Source organism: Streptomyces sp. NPDC003032 (assembly GCF_053591415.1).
In genome coordinates, this window is sequence record NZ_JBSFTT010000009.1 from 115,752 (window position 1) to 134,153 (window position 18,402).

At 72.1% G+C, this 18,402-nt stretch carries 18 protein-coding genes; 10 read left to right on the top strand and 8 right to left on the bottom strand.

Annotation, left to right across the window (positions count from 1 at the left end):
* The first annotated feature begins 102 nt into the window (after positions 1-102).
* Positions 103-2,325, top strand: a complete 2,223-nt coding sequence (locus ACWDZ7_RS15225; protein ID WP_451797236.1) for an MMPL family transporter — start codon at positions 103-105, stop codon at positions 2,323-2,325.
* Between the two features lie 33 nt (positions 2,326-2,358).
* Here ACWDZ7_RS15225 and ACWDZ7_RS15230 read toward each other — a convergent pair whose 3' ends face one another.
* A complete protein-coding gene (locus ACWDZ7_RS15230; RefSeq protein WP_451797237.1) occupies positions 2,359-2,703 on the bottom strand; it encodes an SsgA family sporulation/cell division regulator in 345 nt (114 codons plus the stop codon).
* 239 nt (positions 2,704-2,942) lie between these two features.
* On the opposite strand from ACWDZ7_RS15230, the gene ACWDZ7_RS15235 reads away from it, so the two are divergent.
* The 4 genes from ACWDZ7_RS15235 to ACWDZ7_RS15250 are packed head-to-tail and all read left to right on the top strand — an operon-like array spanning position 2,943 to position 6,892.
* Complete coding sequence (locus tag ACWDZ7_RS15235; RefSeq protein WP_451797239.1) at positions 2,943-4,052, top strand: energy-coupling factor ABC transporter permease; 1,110 nt, start codon at positions 2,943-2,945, stop codon at positions 4,050-4,052.
* A 1-nt stretch (position 4,053) separates the two neighbouring features.
* On the top strand, positions 4,054-4,815 hold the full coding sequence (gene cbiQ / locus ACWDZ7_RS15240) for a cobalt ECF transporter T component CbiQ (RefSeq protein ID WP_451797240.1): 762 nt from the start codon (positions 4,054-4,056) through the stop codon (positions 4,813-4,815).
* Positions 4,803-5,582, top strand: a complete 780-nt coding sequence (locus tag ACWDZ7_RS15245) for an energy-coupling factor ABC transporter ATP-binding protein (protein ID WP_451797241.1) — start codon at positions 4,803-4,805, stop codon at positions 5,580-5,582. The genes cbiQ and ACWDZ7_RS15245 overlap by 13 nt, the downstream gene beginning before the upstream one ends.
* A 32-nt stretch (positions 5,583-5,614) precedes the next feature.
* Positions 5,615-6,892, top strand: coding sequence for a serine hydrolase domain-containing protein (locus tag ACWDZ7_RS15250; protein ID WP_451797243.1), 1,278 nt, complete (start codon positions 5,615-5,617; stop codon positions 6,890-6,892).
* A 25-nt stretch (positions 6,893-6,917) separates the two neighbouring features.
* Here the strand turns inward: ACWDZ7_RS15250 and ACWDZ7_RS15255 are convergent, their stop codons facing one another.
* Positions 6,918-7,193: a DUF3817 domain-containing protein gene (locus tag ACWDZ7_RS15255; RefSeq protein WP_451797245.1), complete on the bottom strand. Its 276-nt coding sequence runs from the start codon at positions 7,191-7,193 to the stop codon at positions 6,918-6,920.
* A 5-nt stretch (positions 7,194-7,198) separates the two neighbouring features.
* On the bottom strand, positions 7,199-7,687 hold the full coding sequence (locus ACWDZ7_RS15260; protein ID WP_451797247.1) for a hypothetical protein: 489 nt from the start codon (positions 7,685-7,687) through the stop codon (positions 7,199-7,201).
* A 90-nt stretch (positions 7,688-7,777) separates the two neighbouring features.
* On the opposite strand from ACWDZ7_RS15260, the gene ACWDZ7_RS15265 reads away from it, so the two are divergent.
* Positions 7,778-8,122, top strand: a complete 345-nt coding sequence (locus tag ACWDZ7_RS15265) for a PadR family transcriptional regulator (RefSeq protein ID WP_451517368.1) — start codon at positions 7,778-7,780, stop codon at positions 8,120-8,122.
* The gene (locus tag ACWDZ7_RS15270) at positions 8,119-8,814 is read left to right on the top strand and encodes a permease prefix domain 1-containing protein (protein ID WP_451797249.1); all 696 of its coding nucleotides are present in this window, start codon (positions 8,119-8,121) and stop codon (positions 8,812-8,814) included. The genes ACWDZ7_RS15265 and ACWDZ7_RS15270 overlap by 4 nt, the downstream gene beginning before the upstream one ends.
* A gap of 51 nt (positions 8,815-8,865) precedes the next feature.
* Here the strand turns inward: ACWDZ7_RS15270 and ACWDZ7_RS15275 are convergent, their stop codons facing one another.
* From ACWDZ7_RS15275 to ACWDZ7_RS15295, 5 genes are all read right to left on the bottom strand, one after another.
* Complete coding sequence (locus tag ACWDZ7_RS15275) at positions 8,866-9,717, bottom strand: DMT family transporter (protein ID WP_451797250.1); 852 nt, start codon at positions 9,715-9,717, stop codon at positions 8,866-8,868.
* Positions 9,714-10,256: a YbaK/EbsC family protein gene (locus tag ACWDZ7_RS15280; protein WP_451797252.1), complete on the bottom strand. Its 543-nt coding sequence runs from the start codon at positions 10,254-10,256 to the stop codon at positions 9,714-9,716. Before ACWDZ7_RS15280 ends, ACWDZ7_RS15275 begins: the two co-directional genes overlap by 4 nt.
* A 125-nt stretch (positions 10,257-10,381) precedes the next feature.
* Positions 10,382-12,148 carry a penicillin-binding transpeptidase domain-containing protein gene (locus tag ACWDZ7_RS15285; RefSeq protein WP_451797254.1) on the bottom strand — a complete coding sequence of 589 codons (1,767 nt, stop codon included), beginning with the start codon at positions 12,146-12,148 and terminating at the stop codon, positions 10,382-10,384.
* Between the two features lie 156 nt (positions 12,149-12,304).
* On the bottom strand, positions 12,305-13,936 hold the full coding sequence (locus ACWDZ7_RS15290) for a penicillin-binding transpeptidase domain-containing protein (RefSeq protein WP_451797256.1): 1,632 nt from the start codon (positions 13,934-13,936) through the stop codon (positions 12,305-12,307).
* 92 nt (positions 13,937-14,028) lie between these two features.
* On the bottom strand, positions 14,029-15,768 hold the full coding sequence (locus ACWDZ7_RS15295) for a dolichyl-phosphate-mannose--protein mannosyltransferase (RefSeq protein WP_451797258.1): 1,740 nt from the start codon (positions 15,766-15,768) through the stop codon (positions 14,029-14,031).
* An 89-nt stretch (positions 15,769-15,857) separates the two neighbouring features.
* Here ACWDZ7_RS15295 and rsmI point away from each other — a divergent pair, with 89 nt between their 5' ends.
* The 3 genes from rsmI to ACWDZ7_RS15310 all read left to right on the top strand — a co-directional run bounded on the left by rsmI (position 15,858) and on the right by ACWDZ7_RS15310 (position 18,272).
* Entirely contained in the window at positions 15,858-16,754 is an 897-nt protein-coding gene (gene rsmI, locus ACWDZ7_RS15300; RefSeq protein WP_451797259.1) for a 16S rRNA (cytidine(1402)-2'-O)-methyltransferase, read from the top strand.
* Between the two features lie 172 nt (positions 16,755-16,926).
* Complete coding sequence (locus ACWDZ7_RS15305) at positions 16,927-17,337, top strand: hypothetical protein (protein ID WP_451797260.1); 411 nt, start codon at positions 16,927-16,929, stop codon at positions 17,335-17,337.
* A 47-nt stretch (positions 17,338-17,384) separates the two neighbouring features.
* Entirely contained in the window at positions 17,385-18,272 is an 888-nt protein-coding gene (locus ACWDZ7_RS15310; RefSeq protein WP_451797262.1) for a TatD family hydrolase, read from the top strand.
* Positions 18,273-18,402: the final 130 nt, after the last annotated feature.

Here is an 18,402-nt window from a genome sequence, read left to right on the forward strand (position 1 = left end):
CCCCTCGCCCCCGACCCCTACCTGACGCGCCACCGCTCACGTCGTCGGGCTGATCCCCCCTGCCCAATCCGGACACCACGACCTGACCGGGAGTACGCCCTCGTGGCCACTTTCCTCTACAAACTCGGCAAACTCGCCTTCAGGCGACGCCACTTCGTCGCCCTCATATGGTTGGCGCTCCTGACCCTCGCCATGGTGGGCGCGGCCTCCGCGCCCACCGCCGCCTCCAGCAGCTTCTCCATACCGGGCACGGAGGCGCAGAAGGCCTTCGACCTCCTGGAGAAGCGCGCCCCCGAGGCCAGTGCTGACGGCGCCAGTGCCCGCGTCGTCTTCAAGGCGCCGGACGGCGAGAAGGTGACGGACCCGGCCAACAAGGCCGAGATCGTCAAGACCGTCGGCGCCCTCAAGTCCGGCTCGGACCACGTGGCCCGCGCGGACAGCCCCTTCCAGGCCAAGACCGTCAGCAAGGACGGCTCCACGGCGTACGCCTCGGTCTCGTACAAGGTCACCTCGATGGAGCTGACCGACGAGGACCGCGACGCGCTGGAGAAGACCACCGACGAGGCGCGCGAGTCCGGTCTCACGGTCGAGGTCGGCGGTGACGCGCTGCAGGCCATGCCGGAGACCGGGTCCACCGAGATCATCGGCATCGCGGTCGCGGCGGTCGTCCTCGTCATCACCTTCGGTTCGCTGATCGCGGCCGGGCTTCCGCTGCTCACCGCGCTCATCGGTGTCGGCATCGGCGTCTCGTCGATCACCGCGCTCGCGAGCGCCCTGGACCTCGGCACCACCACCTCGACGCTCGCCATGATGATCGGCCTCGCGGTCGGCATCGACTACGCGCTCTTCATCGTCTCGCGCTACCGCGGCGAACTCGCCGACGGCCGCGACCGCGAGGAGGCGGCGGGCCGGGCCGTCGGCACCGCGGGCTCCGCGGTCGTCTTCGCCGGGCTCACCGTGGTCATCGCGCTGGTCGGCCTCGCCGTGGTCAACATCCCGATGCTCACCAAGATGGGCTTCGCCGCGGCCGGCACGGTCGTCATCGCCGTCCTCATCGCGCTGACCCTCATCCCGGCGCTGCTCGGGTACGCGGGCAGGCGTGTCATGCCGATGGGGGAGAAGAGCCGGCTCTTCGGCGGCGCCAGGAAGGCGGCCGCCGGGGACGAGAAGCCGAACATGGGCACCCGCTGGGCCCGCTTCGTCGTGCGCCGCCCGATCGCGGTGCTGCTCGTCGGCGTCGTGGGCCTGGGCGCCGCGGCCATCCCGGTCTCGCAGCTGGAGCTCGGTCTGCCGGACGACGGCGCGCAGCCGACGTCCACGACACAGCGCAAGGCGTACGACCTGGTCTCGGACGGCTTCGGACCGGGCTTCAACGGCCCCCTGATGGTCGTCGGCGATCTCAAGGGCGCCGACGACCCGGAGGCCGCCGCGCAGCGGATCACCAGGACGATCTCGGGCCTTGACGACGTCCTGACCGTGGCCCCGCCGATGTTCAGCGAGGCCGGCGACACCGCGATCATCAGCGTCGTGCCGTCCTCCAAGCCCAGCGGCGTCGAGACCGAGAACCTGGTCCACTCGATCCGCGACACCGGCGCGAGGATCACATCCGACACCGGTGCCGAGATCATGGTCACCGGTACCACCGCCATGAACATCGACGTCTCGCAGAAGCTCAACGACGCCCTGCTGCCCTATCTGGCGCTGGTCGTCGGCCTGGCCTTCCTGCTCCTGATCGTCGTCTTCCGTTCGATCCTGGTCCCGCTCAAGGCGGCCCTCGGCTTCCTGCTCTCGGTCCTCGCGGCCCTCGGCGCGGTCGTCGCGGTCTTCCAGTGGGGCTGGCTCGGATCGCTCTTCGGCGTGGAGCAGACCGGCCCGATCATGTCGATGATGCCGATCTTCATGGTGGGCGTGGTCTTCGGCCTCGCGATGGACTACGAGGTCTTCCTCGTGACGCGGATGCGGGAGGCGTACGTCCACGGGGAACGGCCCGGCCAGGCGGTCGTGACCGGCTTCCGGCACGGGGCCCGGGTGGTCTCGGCGGCGGCCGTCATCATGATCGCGGTGTTCGCGGGCTTCATCGGGTCCGGTGAGCAGATGGTCAAGATGATCGGCTTCGGCCTCGCGATCGCGGTCTTCTTCGACGCGTTCGTGGTCCGTATGGCGCTGGTGCCCGCCGTCCTCGCGCTGCTCGGCGACAAGGCGTGGTGGCTGCCGAAGTGGCTGGACCGCGCGCTGCCGAACGTCGACGTCGAGGGTGAGGGGCTGCGTTCGGCGGCCGACAAGGACGCCGACCCGGACGCGGACCGGGAGCTGGCACGCGTCTGACGCGTCGTCCGGCCCCGCGGGGGGTCACCGGGCTCAGTGGGTGACAGGGGTGGCGGCCGCGTACGTACGGCGCAGGAAGCGGATCAGCGCCGAGGCGTCGAACTGGACGACCGTCACCCCGTCCCGCGCGTGGTGCTCCACGACCGTCTGCACCCGGCCGCACGGCCAGACGTGCGTGTCACCGGCGGTGACGGGTCCCCGTAGGCCCTCTTCGAGCAGATGCCGGGCGAAGACCCACTCGCGGGAACCCGGGAGGCCGATCCGCACTGTTTGCGGGTCGGCCTCCGGGTCGTAGCGCAGGACGACGTGGACGGCGCGGTGCCCCTCGGAGGAGTCCGTGACGAGGTGGGCTCGTGCGTACTGCTCGACTACCGACATCGCTGAACTCCTCCACGTGCGAACACTTCCCCTACTTCCTCACCAATGTCCCATATGTACGGAAATCCGCCCTGAGGGGGCGCGCGGGGCGCACCCGGGGGGCGTGGCCGTATCGGGACCTCAGTGCTCTTGCAAACCGTTCGCAACAAGGCCCTATCATTGAACGGTTCACGAGCGTCATCGAACGGTTCACGAGCGATCTGCCCTCCCTGCAAGGGCCCCTGCCCAGGAGTGCGCGCATGCATGTCCCCGACGGATTCATCAACGCCCCCGTCTCCGCGGCGGCCGGTCTCGTCGCCGCGGGCGCGGTGGCGGTCAGCCTCAAGGGCGCGCGGCGCGAACTGGACGAGCGGACGGCCCCGCTCGCCGGTCTGGTCGCCGCCTTCATCTTTGCGGTGCAAATGCTGAACTTCCCGGTCGCGGCCGGGACCAGCGGGCATCTGCTCGGCGGTGCGCTCGCCGCGATACTCGTCGGCCCCTTCACCGGGGTCCTCTGCGTCTCCGTCGTCCTGCTCATGCAGGGCGTCCTCTTCGCGGACGGCGGCCTGACCGCGCTCGGCGTCAACATCTCCGACATGGCGATCGTCACCACCGTCGTCGCCTATCTCGTCTTCCGCGGCCTGGTGAAGGTCCTGCCGCGCGGCCGCCGCTCGGTCACCGTCGCCTCCTTCGTCGCGGCGCTGCTCTCCGTGCCCGCCGCCGCGGTCGCCTTCACCCTCATCTACGCGGTGGGCGGCACGACCGACGTCTCCCTCGGCAAGGTCGCCACCGCCATGGTCGGCGTCCACGTCCTCATCGGCATCGGCGAGGCCGCGATCACCGCGCTCACGGTGGGCGCGGTCATCGCCGTACGGCCCGACCTCGTGTACGGGGCGCGGGGCCTGACCCGGCCGCTGAAGCTGCGGGTCGGCGGAGAACTGGTGGACGCGCCGGCCGCCGAACCGGCCCCCGTCGCCGCCCGCTCCCACCGGAAGGTGTGGCTCGCGGGCCTCGCCGCCTCCCTCGTCCTCGCGGGCTTCGTCAGCTTCTACGCCTCGTCGAACCCCGACGGCCTGGAGAAGGTCGCCCACGACAAGGGCATCGACAAGAAGGCCGAGGACCACGCCACCGCGGACTCGCCCCTCGCCGACTACGGCGTCAAGGACATCACCGACGCCCGCCTCTCCGGCGGCCTGGCGGGCGTGATCGGCGTGGGCGTCACGGTCGTGGCGGGGACGGCGGTGTTCTGGACGCTGCGGCGTCGACGGACGGGGGACGCGGGGCCGACGTCGACGGCGGTCGAGTCCGAGGACTCCGCGTCCGGCGCTTCTCCAGTGGAGCCCGGGGCCTGCGCCCCCGAGAAGATCTGACATGGGCGCGGGTCACGCTCACCGGCTCTACCGGCGCGGCCACTCGGCGGTGCACCTGCTGCCTCCGCACACCAAGCTCGCCGCCGTCTTCTGCTTCGTCGTCGTGGTCGTCTCCACGCCGCGCGAGGCGATGTGGGCCTTCGGGCTGTACGCCGTACTGCTGGGCACCGTCGCGTACGCGGCCCGCGTCCCCGCCGGGTTTCTCCTCAAGCGGCTGCTGATCGAGATCCCGTTCGTGGCCTTCGCCGTCCTGATGCCGTTCGTCGCGCAGGGCGAGCGCGTCGACGTGCTCGGCATGTCCCTGAGCGTGAACGGCCTCTGGGGCGCCTGGAACGTCCTGGCCAAGGGGACGCTCGGCGTCGCCGCCTCCGTGCTGCTCGCGTCCACGACCGAGCTGCGCGCACTGCTCCTCGGGCTCCAGCGGCTGAAGCTCCCTCCGCTGCTCGTGCAGATCGCCTCGTTCATGATCCGGTACGGCGACGTCATCACGGACGAGATGCGCCGCATGAAGATCGCCCGGGATTCGCGCGGCTTCGAGGCGCGGGGCGTGCGGCAGTGGGGCGTCCTCGCCAAGTCCGCGGGCGCGCTCTTCATCCGCTCGTACGAGCGTGGGGAGCGGGTGCACCTGGCGATGGTCAGCCGGGGCTACTCCGGGTCGATGCCGGTCATCGACGAGGTGACCGCGGACCGCGCCCAGTGGACGTACGCGTTGACCCTTCCGTTCGCCGCTCTCCTCGTATGCCTGTTGGGATGGACCCTGTGACCGCAGCACCCTCGCTGGAAGTGGCCGGCCTCGCCTTCGCCTACCCCGACGGGCACCAGGCCCTCTTCGGCGTCGACTTCCGCGTCGGACGCGGCGAGCGCGTCGCGCTGCTCGGGCCGAACGGCGCGGGCAAGACGACCCTCGTCCTGCATCTGAACGGCATCCTGACCGCCGGCGCGGGCACGGTGACCGTCGCCGGGCTGCCCGTCGGCAAGAAGCACATGGCCGAGATCCGCCGCAGGGTCGGCATCGTCTTCCAGGACCCGGACGACCAGCTGTTCATGCCGACGGTCCGCGAGGACGTGGCGTTCGGCCCCGCGGCGGCCGGGATGCGCGGCCCGGAGCTGGAGACCCGTGTGCTGAAGGCTCTGTCCCAGGTCGGCATGGCGGACTTCGCGGACCGCCCCCCGCACCACCTGTCCTTCGGGCAGCGCCGCAGGGTCGCGGTCGCGACGGTGCTCGCGATGGAGCCGGAGATCCTCGTCCTCGACGAGCCCTCCTCCAACCTCGACCCGGCCGCGCGCCGCGAACTGGCCGACATCCTGAGGTTGTTGGACATCACCGTCCTGATGGTCACGCACGACCTGCCGTACGCGATGGAACTGTGCCCCCGCGCCCTCGTCCTCAGCGAGGGCACGATCGCCGCGGACGGCCCGACGGGCGAACTCCTCGCCGACCAGGCCCTGATGAGCGCTCACCGCCTGGAACTGCCCTTCGGCTTCGATCCGAAGACAGTGAAGGGCGCAGGGCAGGGAATCAGCGGCTGACAGTGGCTGTTGGGCATGACATGGACGACGTCATGGGTGGGGTGCAGGGCACGGTCGCCGACGGTTTCGAGGCGGTCCGGGCGGCCTTCGTACGCAACTTCGGTGAGCGCGGCGAGCGAGGAGCCGCCGTCACGGTCTACCGGCACGGGCGCAAGGTCGTCGACCTGTGGGGCGGCGCGAAGGACGCCGACGGGGACCTCGCCGCCGGGGACGCCCCGTGGGAGCCCGGCACCGCGCAGATCGTCCGCTCCGCGACCAAGGGGGTGGCGTCCGCCGCGCTGCTCCTGCTCCATCAGCGCGGGGAGCTGGACCTGGACGCGCCGGTCGGCGCCTACTGGCCGGAGTTCAAGGCGCGCGGCAAGGAAGGCGTCCTGGTGCGGCACGTGCTCGCGCACCGCGCGGGCGTCCCCGCCCTGGACCGTCCGCTGACGCCCGCCGAGGCGCTCGACCCGGACCTCGCCGCGGCGGTGGTCGCGGCGCAGACTCCCTTCTGGGACCCGGGCACGGACGACCACAGCACCCACAACAGTACTCACGGCAGCCACAGCACTCACGGCAGTCACAGTGCCCACGGCAGCCACAGTGCCCACGACAGGCACAGCAGCACCCACGGCTACCACGCGCAGACCTACAGCTGGCTCACCGGCGAGCTGGTGCGGCGCGTGACGGGCAAGGGCGTCGGGGAGTGGATCGCCGCCGAGATCGCCCGGCCGCTCGGCATCGGCCTCTGGGTCGGGCTGCCGGAAGCGGAGGCGGCGCGGGTCGGCCGGCTGGGTCGTATCGAACCGCCCGCCGGGGTGAGCGGCCTGCGGATGCGGCCCAAGCGGAACGTCGCCGAGGCCTACGCCGACCCGGACTCGCTGACCCGCCGCGCCTTCGGGGCGATCGACCCCCTGCCGGACGAGAACGACCCGGCGTACCGGGCGGCGGCCCTGCCCGCCTCCAACGGCATCGCCACCGCCGACGGCCTGGCCCGCTTCTACGCCGCGCTCATCGGCGACGTGGACGGCGCGGCCCGGCTGTTCACCCCGGAGACGGTGGAGGCGGCGCGGACGGAGGCGTCCGCCGGTCCCGACCGCGTCCTGGTCGTCCCCACCCGCTTCGGCCTCGGCTACATGCTGCACGGCGCCGCCTCCCCGCTCCTCGCCCCCGGCTCCTTCGGCCACCCCGGCCGCGGCGGCGCCCTCGGCTTCGCCGACCCGGAGTCGGGCATCGCCTTCGGGTACGTCACGAACGGGATGAACAAGGGCGTCACGGCGGACCCCCGCGCCCAGGCGCTCATACGGGCGCTCCGGGATCAGGAGGCGTAGGTGGCGCACGTGGCGTAGGCCAGGGTCAGTGCGCGGGGGCACGGCCCTCGACCCGGCGCAGGGCGAGCAGCCCACCGACGCCCGGGACGAGGGCGCGCCACCGGGCGCCCGGCGACACGGCCGACGGGACCGACGCGACCGACGCGACCGTCCACGTAGTGGCGATGACGACGAGATACGCCGTGCCGTGCAGCGGGCCGAGGAGGGCCGAGAGCGCGGGCGCGTGGACGGTGAACAGGTTGACCAGCAGGAGGACGAGCGAGGCGGCCTCGGCGGCGGCCGCGACGCGTAGGGTGCGCATGGTTCTCACGCCCCGGTCGTGGAGCCGGGGCGGACGATCATCAGGACCACGACGATCGCCCAGAGGAGGTTGAAGACGCCGGTGAGCATCGCCAGCCGGGTGGCGACGGGCCGCGCCGCCGCCGTCTCCGCCTCGCGTGACGCCGCCCCCTTCTCCGCCCCCTTCTCCGCCACCGCCGCGAGCAGACTCCGCTGTCCGGGCAGGATGGCGAGCGCCAGCAGCGCCGCCGCGCCCGCCGTCAGGACGAGCGAGACGATCAGCCACGCGTCACCGAGGACGCCCAGCTGGGCGCCGGTCGCGATGCCGAACACCGGTACGGCGATGCCCGCGACCGCGTAGCCGCGGCAGACCCGGTGCAGGAGCGCGGCGACCCCCGGCCCCTCGCCGCCGATCGCCCGCAGCGCCTGGCGCGGGAACATCGAGGCGGCCACGGTGATCGACCCGACGGCCAGGATCGCCACGAGGACGTGTACGGACAACAGCAGCTTGGTCACGGCGGGGCCTCCAGGGCGGACGACGAACCCAAATAAGTTGGCTGCCAATACATACACTGCCTACGCAGACTTTGTGTAGGCTGCCTACCCATGAAGGCGGATGCGGTGCGAGGGCACCTCGACGGACTGCTGCTGGCCGTACTGGAGCCGGGCCCGCTGCACGGGTACGCGATCATCGCCGCGGTGCAGCGCCGCAGCGGTGGCGTACTGGAGCTGCGTACGGGCACGATCTACCCCGCGCTGAACCGCCTGGAGCGGCTCGGCCTGCTCAGCAGCAGCTGGCAGTCCTCGGGTGAACGGCGGCGCCGGTGCTATGAGTTGACGGACGCGGGGCGGGCGACCCTGGCGGGGGAGCGGGCGGCGTGGAGCGAGTTCACCGCGGCGATCGGCTCGGTCCTGAACCCCGGCGGCGCGCGTCCCGGGCTCGCGACGTGAGCGCCACCGGCCGGCTCATCGAGGAGTACGCGGCCGACCTGACCGCCGCCCTGCGCGGTCCCGCCAAGGCCAAGGCGCGGCTCATCGACGAGGTACGGGACGGCCTCGCCGACACGGCCGCGGCGTACGCCGACGCCGGGCTTTCCGAGGAGGAGGCCGCCCGCCAGGCGGTACGGGAGTTCGGGACCGTCGACGAACTCCTGCCCAGCTGCCAGCGGGAGCTGACCGTCGCCCAGGCCCGGCACACCGCACGCGCCGTCACGCTCACCGCCCCCTTCCTGGTCGGCTGCTGGTACCTGGCCAGGACCGGGGGCCATGACCTGGCCTGGCAGCTGCCGCGCACGGCCCAGCTGCTCGCCGTCCACCTGGCCTTCGTCGCGACCGTCGCCGCGGTGCTCGCCGCGGCGACCCTGGCCGCCACCGGCGGCCTCGCCCGCCGGCTGCCGACGTCGGACCGGCTGCCGCTCCCGCTCGTGGTCGCCTGGGCCGGCACCACCGCCAGCGGAGCCATGGCGGCCTCGGCGCTCGCTCTCGCGACGGCCGCCGCCCTGGCCACGGACTGGCCCCTGCTCGCCTCCGCCGGGACGCTCGCCGCCGCCTCCCACGCGACGATCGCGGCCTCGGCCCGAGCCTGCCGCCACTGTGCCCGCCTGCCGACCGCGGAGCCGACGGGGCGGGCTGCCGCGGGGTGAGCCTGTGCCCACCGTCCGCCGGGCGTCGGTCTCCTGCCGACGCGCTCCACGTCAACCCGCGTGCAGCATCAAGCCGATGCCCGCCACCATCAGGCCCGCCGCCACCAGCCGCGGTGCCCCGAACCGTTCCTTGAAGAAGACCGCGCCGATCGCCGCGCCGACGATGATCGAGGACTCCCGCAGGGCGGAGATCGGGGCCAGTTCCGCCTTCGTCTGGGCCCACAGGACCAGGCCGTACGCGGAGACCGACAGGGCCGCGCCCAGGAGGCCAACCGCCGCGAAGGGGCGGAGTTTCGAGGGGAGTTCGCCGCGCCAGCGGTACGCCGCGTAGAGCGGGACCGCGATGCCCTCCAGGACCATCAGCCACGCGATGTAGCCCAGGGGCGAGTCGGAGGCGCGTACGCCCAGGCCGTCCACCACCGTGTACGCCGCGATGGAGACGCCCGTCGCGAGGGCCGCGCCGATCGCCGCCCAGTCCGGGCGGCGCCCCGACCCTCGTATGCCCCACAGGGCGAGGCCCGTCAGACCCGCGCACGACACCGCGACGCCCGCCGCCTGCCAGCCGTCCGGGATCTCGCCCGCGAAGACCGCCGCGAGGACGGTGACCACCAGCGGCGCCGTGCCGCGCGCGATGGGGTACGCCTGGCCGAAGTCACCGAGCTTGAACGACCGCATGAGCAGGGCGTAGTAGCCGACGTGGAGGAGCGCGGAGAGGACCAGGTACGGCCACGCCTGAGCCGCCGGGACCGCGACGAAGGGGGCGAGGAGCAGGCCGATCAGCGTGCCGCCGCCGGATATGAGCGTGAAGCCGACCAGCTTGTCCGTGATGTGGTGGGCGATCGCGTTCCAACTGGCATGCGTGACGGCGGCGAGCAGCACCGCCGCCGCGACCAGCGGGGTCACTTCCCGGTCTCGCGCACGTCCACCAGCGCGCCGCCCGCGTGGGCGATCAGCGTCTTGGGGTCCATGGGGAAGACGGCGTAGGGGGTGCCCGCCGCCGCCCACACCACGTCGTGGCCGAGGAGCGAGCGGTCGGCGAGGACGCGGGTCCTGGTGGCGTGACCGAAGGGCGGCACGCCGCCGATGGCGTAGCCGGTGGTCTCCCGGACGATGTCCGCCTTGGCGCGGGTGACCTTCTCGGCGCCCAACTCCCGGCGTACGAGTTCCACGTCGACACGGGACGCGCCGTCCATCAGGACCAGCACGGGGACCCCGTCCGCCGCGAAGATCAGGGACTTGCAGATCTGGCTCAACTCGCAGCCGATCGCGGCCGCCGCCTCCTGCGCGGTACGGGTCCGCTCCGGGAAGCGACGGGCCCGCCCGACCACTTCGGCGAGCCCCAGCTCGCGCAGCGCGGCGGCGAAACGGGGGTGGGCCGCGGACTCGGCGGCCTCGGCGGACGTGGCGTGCTCGGCCGGTTCGGCGGGTTCTGTGGCGCTCATGTCCGGCACGCTAGCGGTCCGTGTACGGGACATGCGACCGCGTATCCGCATGGCGGACAGGGGGGGCCATGCAGTACGCCGGGCACGCCGACGCTCCGTACGGCGTACGCCGTACGCCCCCCGGCTCAGCCCCCGGCCACCAGCATCGCCCGCACCAGCGGTCCCGCCGACTCCCCGCCGTGGCCGCCCTGCTGCACGACCGCCGCCGACGCCAGGTCACCCCGGTACGCGGTGAACCAGCCGTTCGGCTTCTTCTGGCCGTCGACCTCCGCCGAACCGGTCTTCGCGCCCATGTCGGAGCCGAGGCCCCGCATCGGCTCGGCCGCGGTGCCGGCCACCGCCGTGTAGTGCATGAGGTCCCGCAGCGCCGCCACTGTCGCGCCCGACATCTTGCGCGGGGCCGTCGCCAGAGTGCGGTCGTCCACGTCGGGCGAGACCAGGTAGGGCTGCCTGAACGTGCCCGACTTCACCGTCGCCGCGACCGACGCCATGTTGAGGGGGTTCATGCGCACACCGCCCTGACCGATCAGCGAGGCCGCCATCTGGGCGTCGCTCTGCACCGGGACCGCGCCGTCGAAGGACGGCACGCCGATCGACCAGTTGTCGCGGCCGAGACCGAAGACGTCCTGCGCCTGCACGGTCAGGGAGTCGTTCTCCAGCTTCTTGGCCTGGCTGATGAAGGCCGTGTTGCAGGAGCGCGCGAAGCTCGCCCGGAACGTGCCGTTCTTGATCTGGAACTTGTCGTCGTTCTGGAACTTCCAGCCGCCGTACGTCTCGTACTTCGGACACGGGTGCTTCTTGTCCACCCCGGCGAGCTTCTTCTCCAGGAGCATCGACGCGCTGACGACCTTCATCGTGGAGCCGGGTGCCAGGGAGCCCTGGAAGGCCGTGTTGAAGCCGGTCGGGTTGGAGTTGGCGGCGGCCAGGATCTCGCCGGTGCTCGGCTTGACGACGACCACGGACGCGCGCTGCCGCTTGGCCGTCTCACGCTCCGCCGCGGCCTGCAACGAGCCGCTGAACGTCGTCTTCAGCGTCCCCGGGGTGCCGGGGGAGAGCGTAAGGAGCGTCTTGTCGGGCGTCGACTTCGCGTCGGCCTTCTTCGTCGAAGCGGAGTCCCCCTTCGAGGACTTCGAGGACTTCGAGGACTCGCCGTCCGCCCGCACCACCCTCAGCTCCACGCCCGCCTTGCCGCCCGCCTTCTTGCCGTACCTCTCGCGCAGCCCGTCCAGAGCCGTGCCCAGCGAGGGGTACTTCGCCGCCGTCAGCTCGGCGCCGTCCCGGTCCACCGCCTTGATGGGCGGATCGCCCGCCTCACCGGTGACCAGGCGGTCGCCCGCCCTCAGTTCGGGGTGCAGGACCGAGGGACGCCAGCCGACCAGCGTCTTGCCGTCGCTCTTCCTGCGTACGACCGTCAGCTCGGACTCATAGGCGAAGGGCTCGCTCCTGCCCTTGTACGAGACCGTGGCCGCCGCCTTGAACGGCACCTCGGAGCGCGACCGCTTGCCCGCCTTGCCTACGGCGCCTGCCTTGCCCGGCGTCAGCCGCACCCGCGTGAGGTGGCCCTCCTCGCGGTAGGAGGTCAGGGCCTTCTTCGCCGCCGCCCGGTCGTCCGTCAGCGCGGCGGCATCGGCCACGTCACCCTTGGCCCACGCGGCGAGGAACGCCCGCGAGGTGGCGCGCACCTCGGCGGAGGTCGGCGGCCCCGAGGCCACCGGCTTCTCGCCGACCGTCGAGTCGCCGCCCGGCTCCGAGCCGCCGGAGAGTGCGAACGCGGCGGCTCCCGCACCGCACAGGACGACGGCCGCCGCCCCGCCGAGCACACCCTGGCGCACCCGCACGTTCCTGAATCCGACGCCGCCCTTGCGCTCGGTGGCGCGCCTTCGCTTGCCCACAAACCCTCCGCAGTTCCCCGGAGCCCCCATGCTCCTCACCGGAAGGCCACCTTAGAGGCGTACGGAGAAGCACTTGACCACTTTTTCCCCCGGCCGGACGCCTGTCCCACGGGCCATCTACCCTGCGCCCCCGACCGATGTGCCCCGATGTGCCCTCTACCCCGCGCGCAGTACGTCCGCGACGATCGGCCCGGCCGCGTCGCCGCCGTGCCCGCCCTGCTGCGTCATCGCGGCGGCCGCCACATCGCCCCGGTAGCCGGTGAACCAGCTGTCGGACTCCGCCCGGCCGTCCACCTCCGCCGACCCGGTCTTCGCGCCGATGTCCCCGGTGAGGCTCGCCATGGTCCGCGCCCCGGTGCCGCTGACCGCCGTGCGGTGCATCATCTGGCGCAGCTGCGCGACGGTGGAGGCGGGCAGACCGCGGGCGGTGGCCAGTTCACGGCCGTCGAGGGACCTCGGCACGATCACCGGCTGCCGGAACGTGCCCGTCATCGCGGTCGCCGTGACCGACGCCATGTTCAGCGGGTTCATCTGGACCTTGCCCTGGCCGATGGCGTTGGCCGCGCGGTCGGGGCCCGGGGAGGCCGGGACGGCGCCGTCGAAGGAGGGGACGCCGACCTTCCAGTTGCCCCGGCCGAGGCCGAAGCCGTTCTGCGCCTCCTCGGTGAGGGAGGCGTCCGTGAGGCCGTCCTCGTCGACGAGCTTCACGAACGCGGTGTTGCAGGAGCGCGCGAAGCTCTCCGAGAACGTCGCGGACTCGTTCGGTGCCATGCCCTTGAGGTTGGGGAAGGTCTGGCTCTGCCAGGTCGCGGTGGCCGGACACGGCGCGGCGCCGCCCGCCTTGGTGACGCCCTTGTCGATGAGCATCGCCGCCGACACGATCTTCATCGTCGAGCCGGGCGCCACCTTGCCGAGGAACGCCGCGTTCCAGGCGTCCTCGCGGTTGTTGGCGACCGCGAGCACCTCGCCGGTGCTCGGCTTCACCGCCACCACCGACGAGTCGTCGTACCGCAGGACCGCCCGCTCCGCCGCCTTCTGCACGCCCGCGCTGAGCGTCGTGCGCAGCTTGCCCGGCCTGCCCTTGGCGAGGGTGAGCAGCGTGCGCGTCCCCGCGTCCTCGTCGGCGTGCTGGACGTACAGCTCCACGCCGGCCGTGCCGCCCGCGCTCTCCCCGTACTTCGCCCGCAGCTCGTCCAGGACCGGGCCCAGCGAGGGGTACTCCTTCTCGCGCAGGACGGCGCCCGCGCGGTCCACCGCCTGGATGGGCGGCGCCGCGGCCTCGCCCGTCACCAGGGTGTCGCCCTCCTCCAGGGAGGGGTACAGGACGGCCTCCGACCAGTCGACGAGCGCGCGCCCCGTGCTCTCGCCCCGCACCACGGTCAGCCGGGAGTCGTAGGCGAAGGGCTTGCTCTTCCCCTTGTACGACACCGTGGCGGAGACGGAGAACGGCACGCGCGTGCCGGACGCCTGCTTCGGGGTGAGCTTCACCTCCGTCAGACGCGCGTCGTCGCGGTAGCCGGTCAGGGCGCGCGAGGCCGCCGCGTCGTTGTTCGTGTACGCCGCCGCCCGCCGGACATCACCGTCGGCCCACGCCGCGAGGAACTTCCGCGTGGTCTCCCGGACCTCACCGCTGCTGGGCGGCCCGGTCCTCACCGGAGCCGGACCCGCCCCCGGCGAACCGCCGCCACCGGTCACGCCGTTCACCAAGTTGTACGTGCCATAACCGGCGCCCCCCACCATGACGGCGAAGACCCCGCCGACCAGAGCGGCCTTTGCTCCCTTGCGCACGATGCGCCCCCTCCCCAGGAGCCTTCCCGAAAGGAGAGTCCGGGAAGGTCATTCGTCCGGCACCTTATGGGGAGGCGTCCAGAACCGCGCCACTACACCCACGTATCGAGCCACATCCGGGACCGCCAGGAATCGATGGGGATCGCGGTGCCGGTGTAAATGGGCCAGAAGTAGATGAAGTTCCAGAAGATGAGCAGGACGACGACACCCGACGCCGCGGCTCCCGCCACCCGGCGCCGCTCACTGGACCCCGCCGGCCCCAGCACCGCGCCGATCAGCATCGCCACGGCGAGACAGAGGAACGGCACGAAGACGACCGCGTAGAAGTAGAAGATCGTCCGCTCCTGGTAGAAGAACCAGGGCAGATAGCCCGCGAGCACCCCGCACAGGATCGCGCCCGCCCGCCAGTCGCGCCGGAACGCCCACCGCCACAGGACGTAGAGCAGCGCGAACGCCGCGACCCACCACAGCAGCGGGGTGCCGAGCGCGAGGACCTCACGGGCGCACTTCTCGGTCGTGCCGGCGGGGCAGCCGTCCTTGCCGGGCAGCGGCGACTCGTAGAAGTACGAGACGGGGCGGCCGTCGACGATCCAGCTCCAGGGGTTGGACTGGTAGGTGTGCGGCGAGGAGAGACCCACGTGGAACTCGTACACCGCGTGCTCGTAATGCCACAGGCTGCGCACCCAGTCCGGCAGCCACGTCCAGCTGCCGCCGCGCCCGCTCGTCGCCGCCCAGTCGCGGTAGTAGCCGCCGGAGCCGTCCGTCGGCGAAAGGATCCAGCCGAGCCACGACACGACGTACGTCGCGAGGGCCACCGGCACCGTCGACACGAACGCCGGGAGCACGTCCCGCTTCAGGACCGCGCGGTAGGGCCGCACCGCCCCGGCGACGCGGCGCGCGCCGACGTCCCACAAGACGGTCATCAGGCAGAGGAAGACCATGACGTACAGGCCGTTCCACTTCGTACCGAAGGCCAGCCCCAGGCAGAGCCCGGCCGCCCACCGCCACGGCCGCCACCCCAGGCGCACCGTTTCGGCGACGTGGGCGTCAGGGCGTACGACACCGTCCTCGTCCACCGAAAGCGCCGCCGCCAGTCTCGCCCGCGCCTTGTCCCGGTCGATCAGGAAGCACCCGAAGGCGGCCAGCACGAAGAACATCAGGACCTGGTCGAGCAGCGCGGTGCGGCTCATCACGAAGTGCAGGCCGTCCACGGCGAGCAGCGCGCCCGCCAGACACCCCAGGAACGTGGAGCGGAACAGCCGCCGCCCGATCCGGCACAGCATCAGGACCGACAGCGTGCCGAGCACCGCCGTCATGAACCGCCAGCCGAACGGGTCGAAGCCGAACAGCCACTCGCCCGCGCCGATCACATACTTGCCGACCGGCGGATGCACCACGTACGCCGCGTCGTGCGGGATCGCGATGTCGCCGCCCTGCCGCAGCACATCGTCGTTGATCTTGTCCGGCCAGTTGACCTCGAAGCCGCGGTGGATGAGCGCCCAGGCGTCCTTCGCGTAGTACGTCTCGTCGAATATGACGGCCTTCGGATTGCCGAGATCCCAGAACCGGGTCACCCCGGCGACCAGCGTGATCAGCAGCGGGCCGATCCAGGCCGACCAGCGCACCACCTGGCCGGCGGCGGCCTTCGAGAGGCCGAGCGTCGTCCACAGCCGGGGACCGGGCTCCGTGTACGGGGGCACCAGCCGCGCCCCGACGTCTTCTCCGGGCCGCGCCACATGGCCGAATCGGCGCAGCCGCCGCTGCCAGGGGGGCTGCTGCTCCTCGGCTGCCTGGCCCTCGCGGGTGTCCGGGGAAGACGCGGTACTGGTCACCGCGCCATCGTAGGGAACCAGACTGTGCGAGTCCTGCCCGTGGCCCGGACTGTGCGAGTCCCGCCCGGGGGCCCTGCGAGGATGGAGCCGTGACAGGAAGCGCAGATTCCCCCGGAACCCTCGTGTTGGCAGGCACTCCCATCGGCGATGTCGCCGACGCGCCGCCGCGCCTCGCCGCCGAGCTGGCGTCGGCCGACGTCGTCGCCGCCGAGGACACACGGCGCCTGCGCCGGCTCACCCAGGCGCTCGGTGTGCAGGTCGGCGGCCGCGTCGTCTCCTACTTCGAGGGCAACGAGACCGCACGCACGCCCGAACTCGTCGAAGCCCTCGCGGGCGGCGCGCGCGTCCTGCTCGTGACGGACGCCGGGATGCCGTCGGTCTCCGACCCCGGCTACCGCCTGGTCGCGGCCGCCGTGGAACGGGACATCAAGGTGACCGCCGTACCCGGCCCGTCGGCCGTGCTCACCGCGCTCGCCCTGTCCGGCCTGCCGGTCGACCGCTTCTGCTTCGAGGGCTTCCTGCCGCGCAAGGCGGGCGAGCGGCTCTCGCGCCTGAAGGAGGTCGCCGAGGACCGCAGGACGCTCGTCTACTTCGAGGCCCCGCACCGCATCGACGACACGCTCACCGCGATGGCCGAGGCGTTCGGCGACGAGCGCAGGGCCGCGGTCTGCCGCGAGCTGACCAAGACGTACGAAGAGGTCAAGCGCGGTTCGCTGAAGGAGCTGGCCGAGTGGGCCGCCGACGGCGTACGCGGTGAGATCACCGTCGTCGTCGAGGGAGCCCCCGAGAAGAGCGCCGGCGAACTGGGCCCCGACGAGCTGGTGCGCAGGGTGCGTGTGCGCGAGGAGGCGGGGGAGCGGCGCAAGGAGGCGATCGCCGCGGTCGCCGCCGACGCGGGCGTTCCCAAGCGCGAGGTGTTCGATGCCGTCGTCGCGGCAAAGAATGCGGATCAGGGCAGCCCATCGGAGGGCAAAGGACTATCGTGAAAGGCAAAGTGTGGGCCGCGCACCAGGCCCTTTTCCTAAGGAATGGCCAAATCGGCTTCAACGCTCGACAGGTCTGATGCGCTCGCTCCGGGAAAGGCGTCCACTGGTCGAAGGGACGGTGGAGCTTGTCCCTCGGACAAGTGCCTGTCCCTCGGACAAGAGGAGCAGCGGCATGAGTGAGATCGCGGACACCGGCCACCCCCGGACGGCGCTGAATGTCGTTCATGAGTCCTACGCCTTCGCCTGCATGCGCTGCGGGCACGGCTGGGAACAGTCGTACGAGATCGAGCATCACGTGGACACCTCGGGCCACGAATTCGTGATGTACCGGGCGGACGGCCTCCACGTGCCCTCGCCGCTCTCCCGCCCGACCTGCCTGAACTGCGGCGGCCATGTCGTGCGGATCATGCGCGCGGGCCAGGTGTCGTCGGTGCTCGACATGATGCGGCGCCAGTACGAGGGCGGCCGGGTGGGGAAGCCGGCGGGGCCGGTGCCGGTGCCGGTCGCCGGCGGAAGCGGGCACCGGCACCACTGGCACCTGTCCGACCTGCTGCACCCCTTCCAGCACCGCAAGGCGCGGTGAGCCGCCGCCCCGATCCGTGGTGGGCCGACGCTTCGTAGGATCGGGGTATGCCTTCGAAGAACGCCGACACGAACGCCGACGCGCCGCCGCCCCTGCCCGAACCGCTCCGGGTGGCGGTCGCCGACTCCCACACCCACCTCGACATGCAGTCGGGCACGGTGGAGGAGGCCCTCGCCAAGGCCGCCTCCGTGGGCGTGGAGACGGTCGTCCAGGTCGGCTGCGACATCCGGGGTTCCCAGTGGGCGGCGCGCACCGCCGCCGAGCACGACCGCGTGCACGCGGCCGTCGCCCTCCACCCCAACGAGGCGCCGCGCATCGTGCTCGGCGACCCAGACGGCTGGTCCCGGCAGGGCGCGCGCGAGGCGGGCGGCGAGGCCGCGCTCGACGAGGCGCTCGCCGAGATCGACCGGCTCGCCGCGCTGGAGCACGTCAAGGGCGTCGGCGAGACCGGCCTCGACTACTTCCGCACCGGACCGGAGGGCATGGCCGCCCAGGAGCGGTCCTTCCGCGCCCACATCGAGATCGCCAAGCGGCACGGCAAGGCGCTCGTCATCCACGACCGCGAGGCCCACGAGGACGTGCTGCGCGTCCTGAAGGAGGAGGGCGCCCCCGAGCGCACCGTCTTCCACTGCTACTCCGGCGACGCGGCGATGGCCCAAGTCTGCGCGGAGCGCGGCTACTTCATGTCGTTCGCGGGAAACGTCACGTTCAAGAACGCGCAGGGCCTGCGGGACGCGCTGGCCGTCGCGCCGCTCGGACTCGTACTGGTGGAGACGGACGCGCCGTTCCTCACCCCTGCTCCCTACCGCGGGCGGCCCAACGCGCCGTATCTCATTCCGGTCACGTTGCGCGCCATGGCGGAGGTCCGCGGTATCGAGGAGGACGCCATGGCCGAGGCGGTCGCGGCGAACACGGCGCGCGCCTTCGATTACTGAGACGAAGCGTTGACGAAGCGTTGGTGAGGTACTAAAGCCCCCGATATCGCGACACAACGTAGCCGTACGACTTTGGAGAGTGACGAAAGCTCCGCTAGGTTCTGTCCGCCCGGTCCGGACCCCTGGAGCG

Coding starts and splice junctions, on each gene's coding strand:
- ACWDZ7_RS15230 (WP_451797237.1), bottom strand. CDS start 2,703: ATGTCGGTAGTCGAGCAGTACGCACGAGCCCACCTCGTCACGGACTCC.
- ACWDZ7_RS15235 (WP_451797239.1), top strand. CDS start 2,943: ATGCATGTCCCCGACGGATTCATCAACGCCCCCGTCTCCGCGGCGGCC.
- cbiQ (WP_451797240.1), top strand. CDS start 4,054: ATGGGCGCGGGTCACGCTCACCGGCTCTACCGGCGCGGCCACTCGGCG.
- ACWDZ7_RS15245 (WP_451797241.1), top strand. CDS start 4,803: ATGGACCCTGTGACCGCAGCACCCTCGCTGGAAGTGGCCGGCCTCGCC.
- ACWDZ7_RS15250 (WP_451797243.1), top strand. CDS start 5,615: ATGGGTGGGGTGCAGGGCACGGTCGCCGACGGTTTCGAGGCGGTCCGG.
- ACWDZ7_RS15255 (WP_451797245.1), bottom strand. CDS start 7,193: ATGCGCACCCTACGCGTCGCGGCCGCCGCCGAGGCCGCCTCGCTCGTC.
- ACWDZ7_RS15265 (WP_451517368.1), top strand. CDS start 7,778: ATGAAGGCGGATGCGGTGCGAGGGCACCTCGACGGACTGCTGCTGGCC.
- ACWDZ7_RS15280 (WP_451797252.1), bottom strand. CDS start 10,256: ATGAGCGCCACAGAACCCGCCGAACCGGCCGAGCACGCCACGTCCGCC.
- ACWDZ7_RS15305 (WP_451797260.1), top strand. CDS start 16,927: ATGAGTGAGATCGCGGACACCGGCCACCCCCGGACGGCGCTGAATGTC.
- ACWDZ7_RS15310 (WP_451797262.1), top strand. CDS start 17,385: ATGCCTTCGAAGAACGCCGACACGAACGCCGACGCGCCGCCGCCCCTG.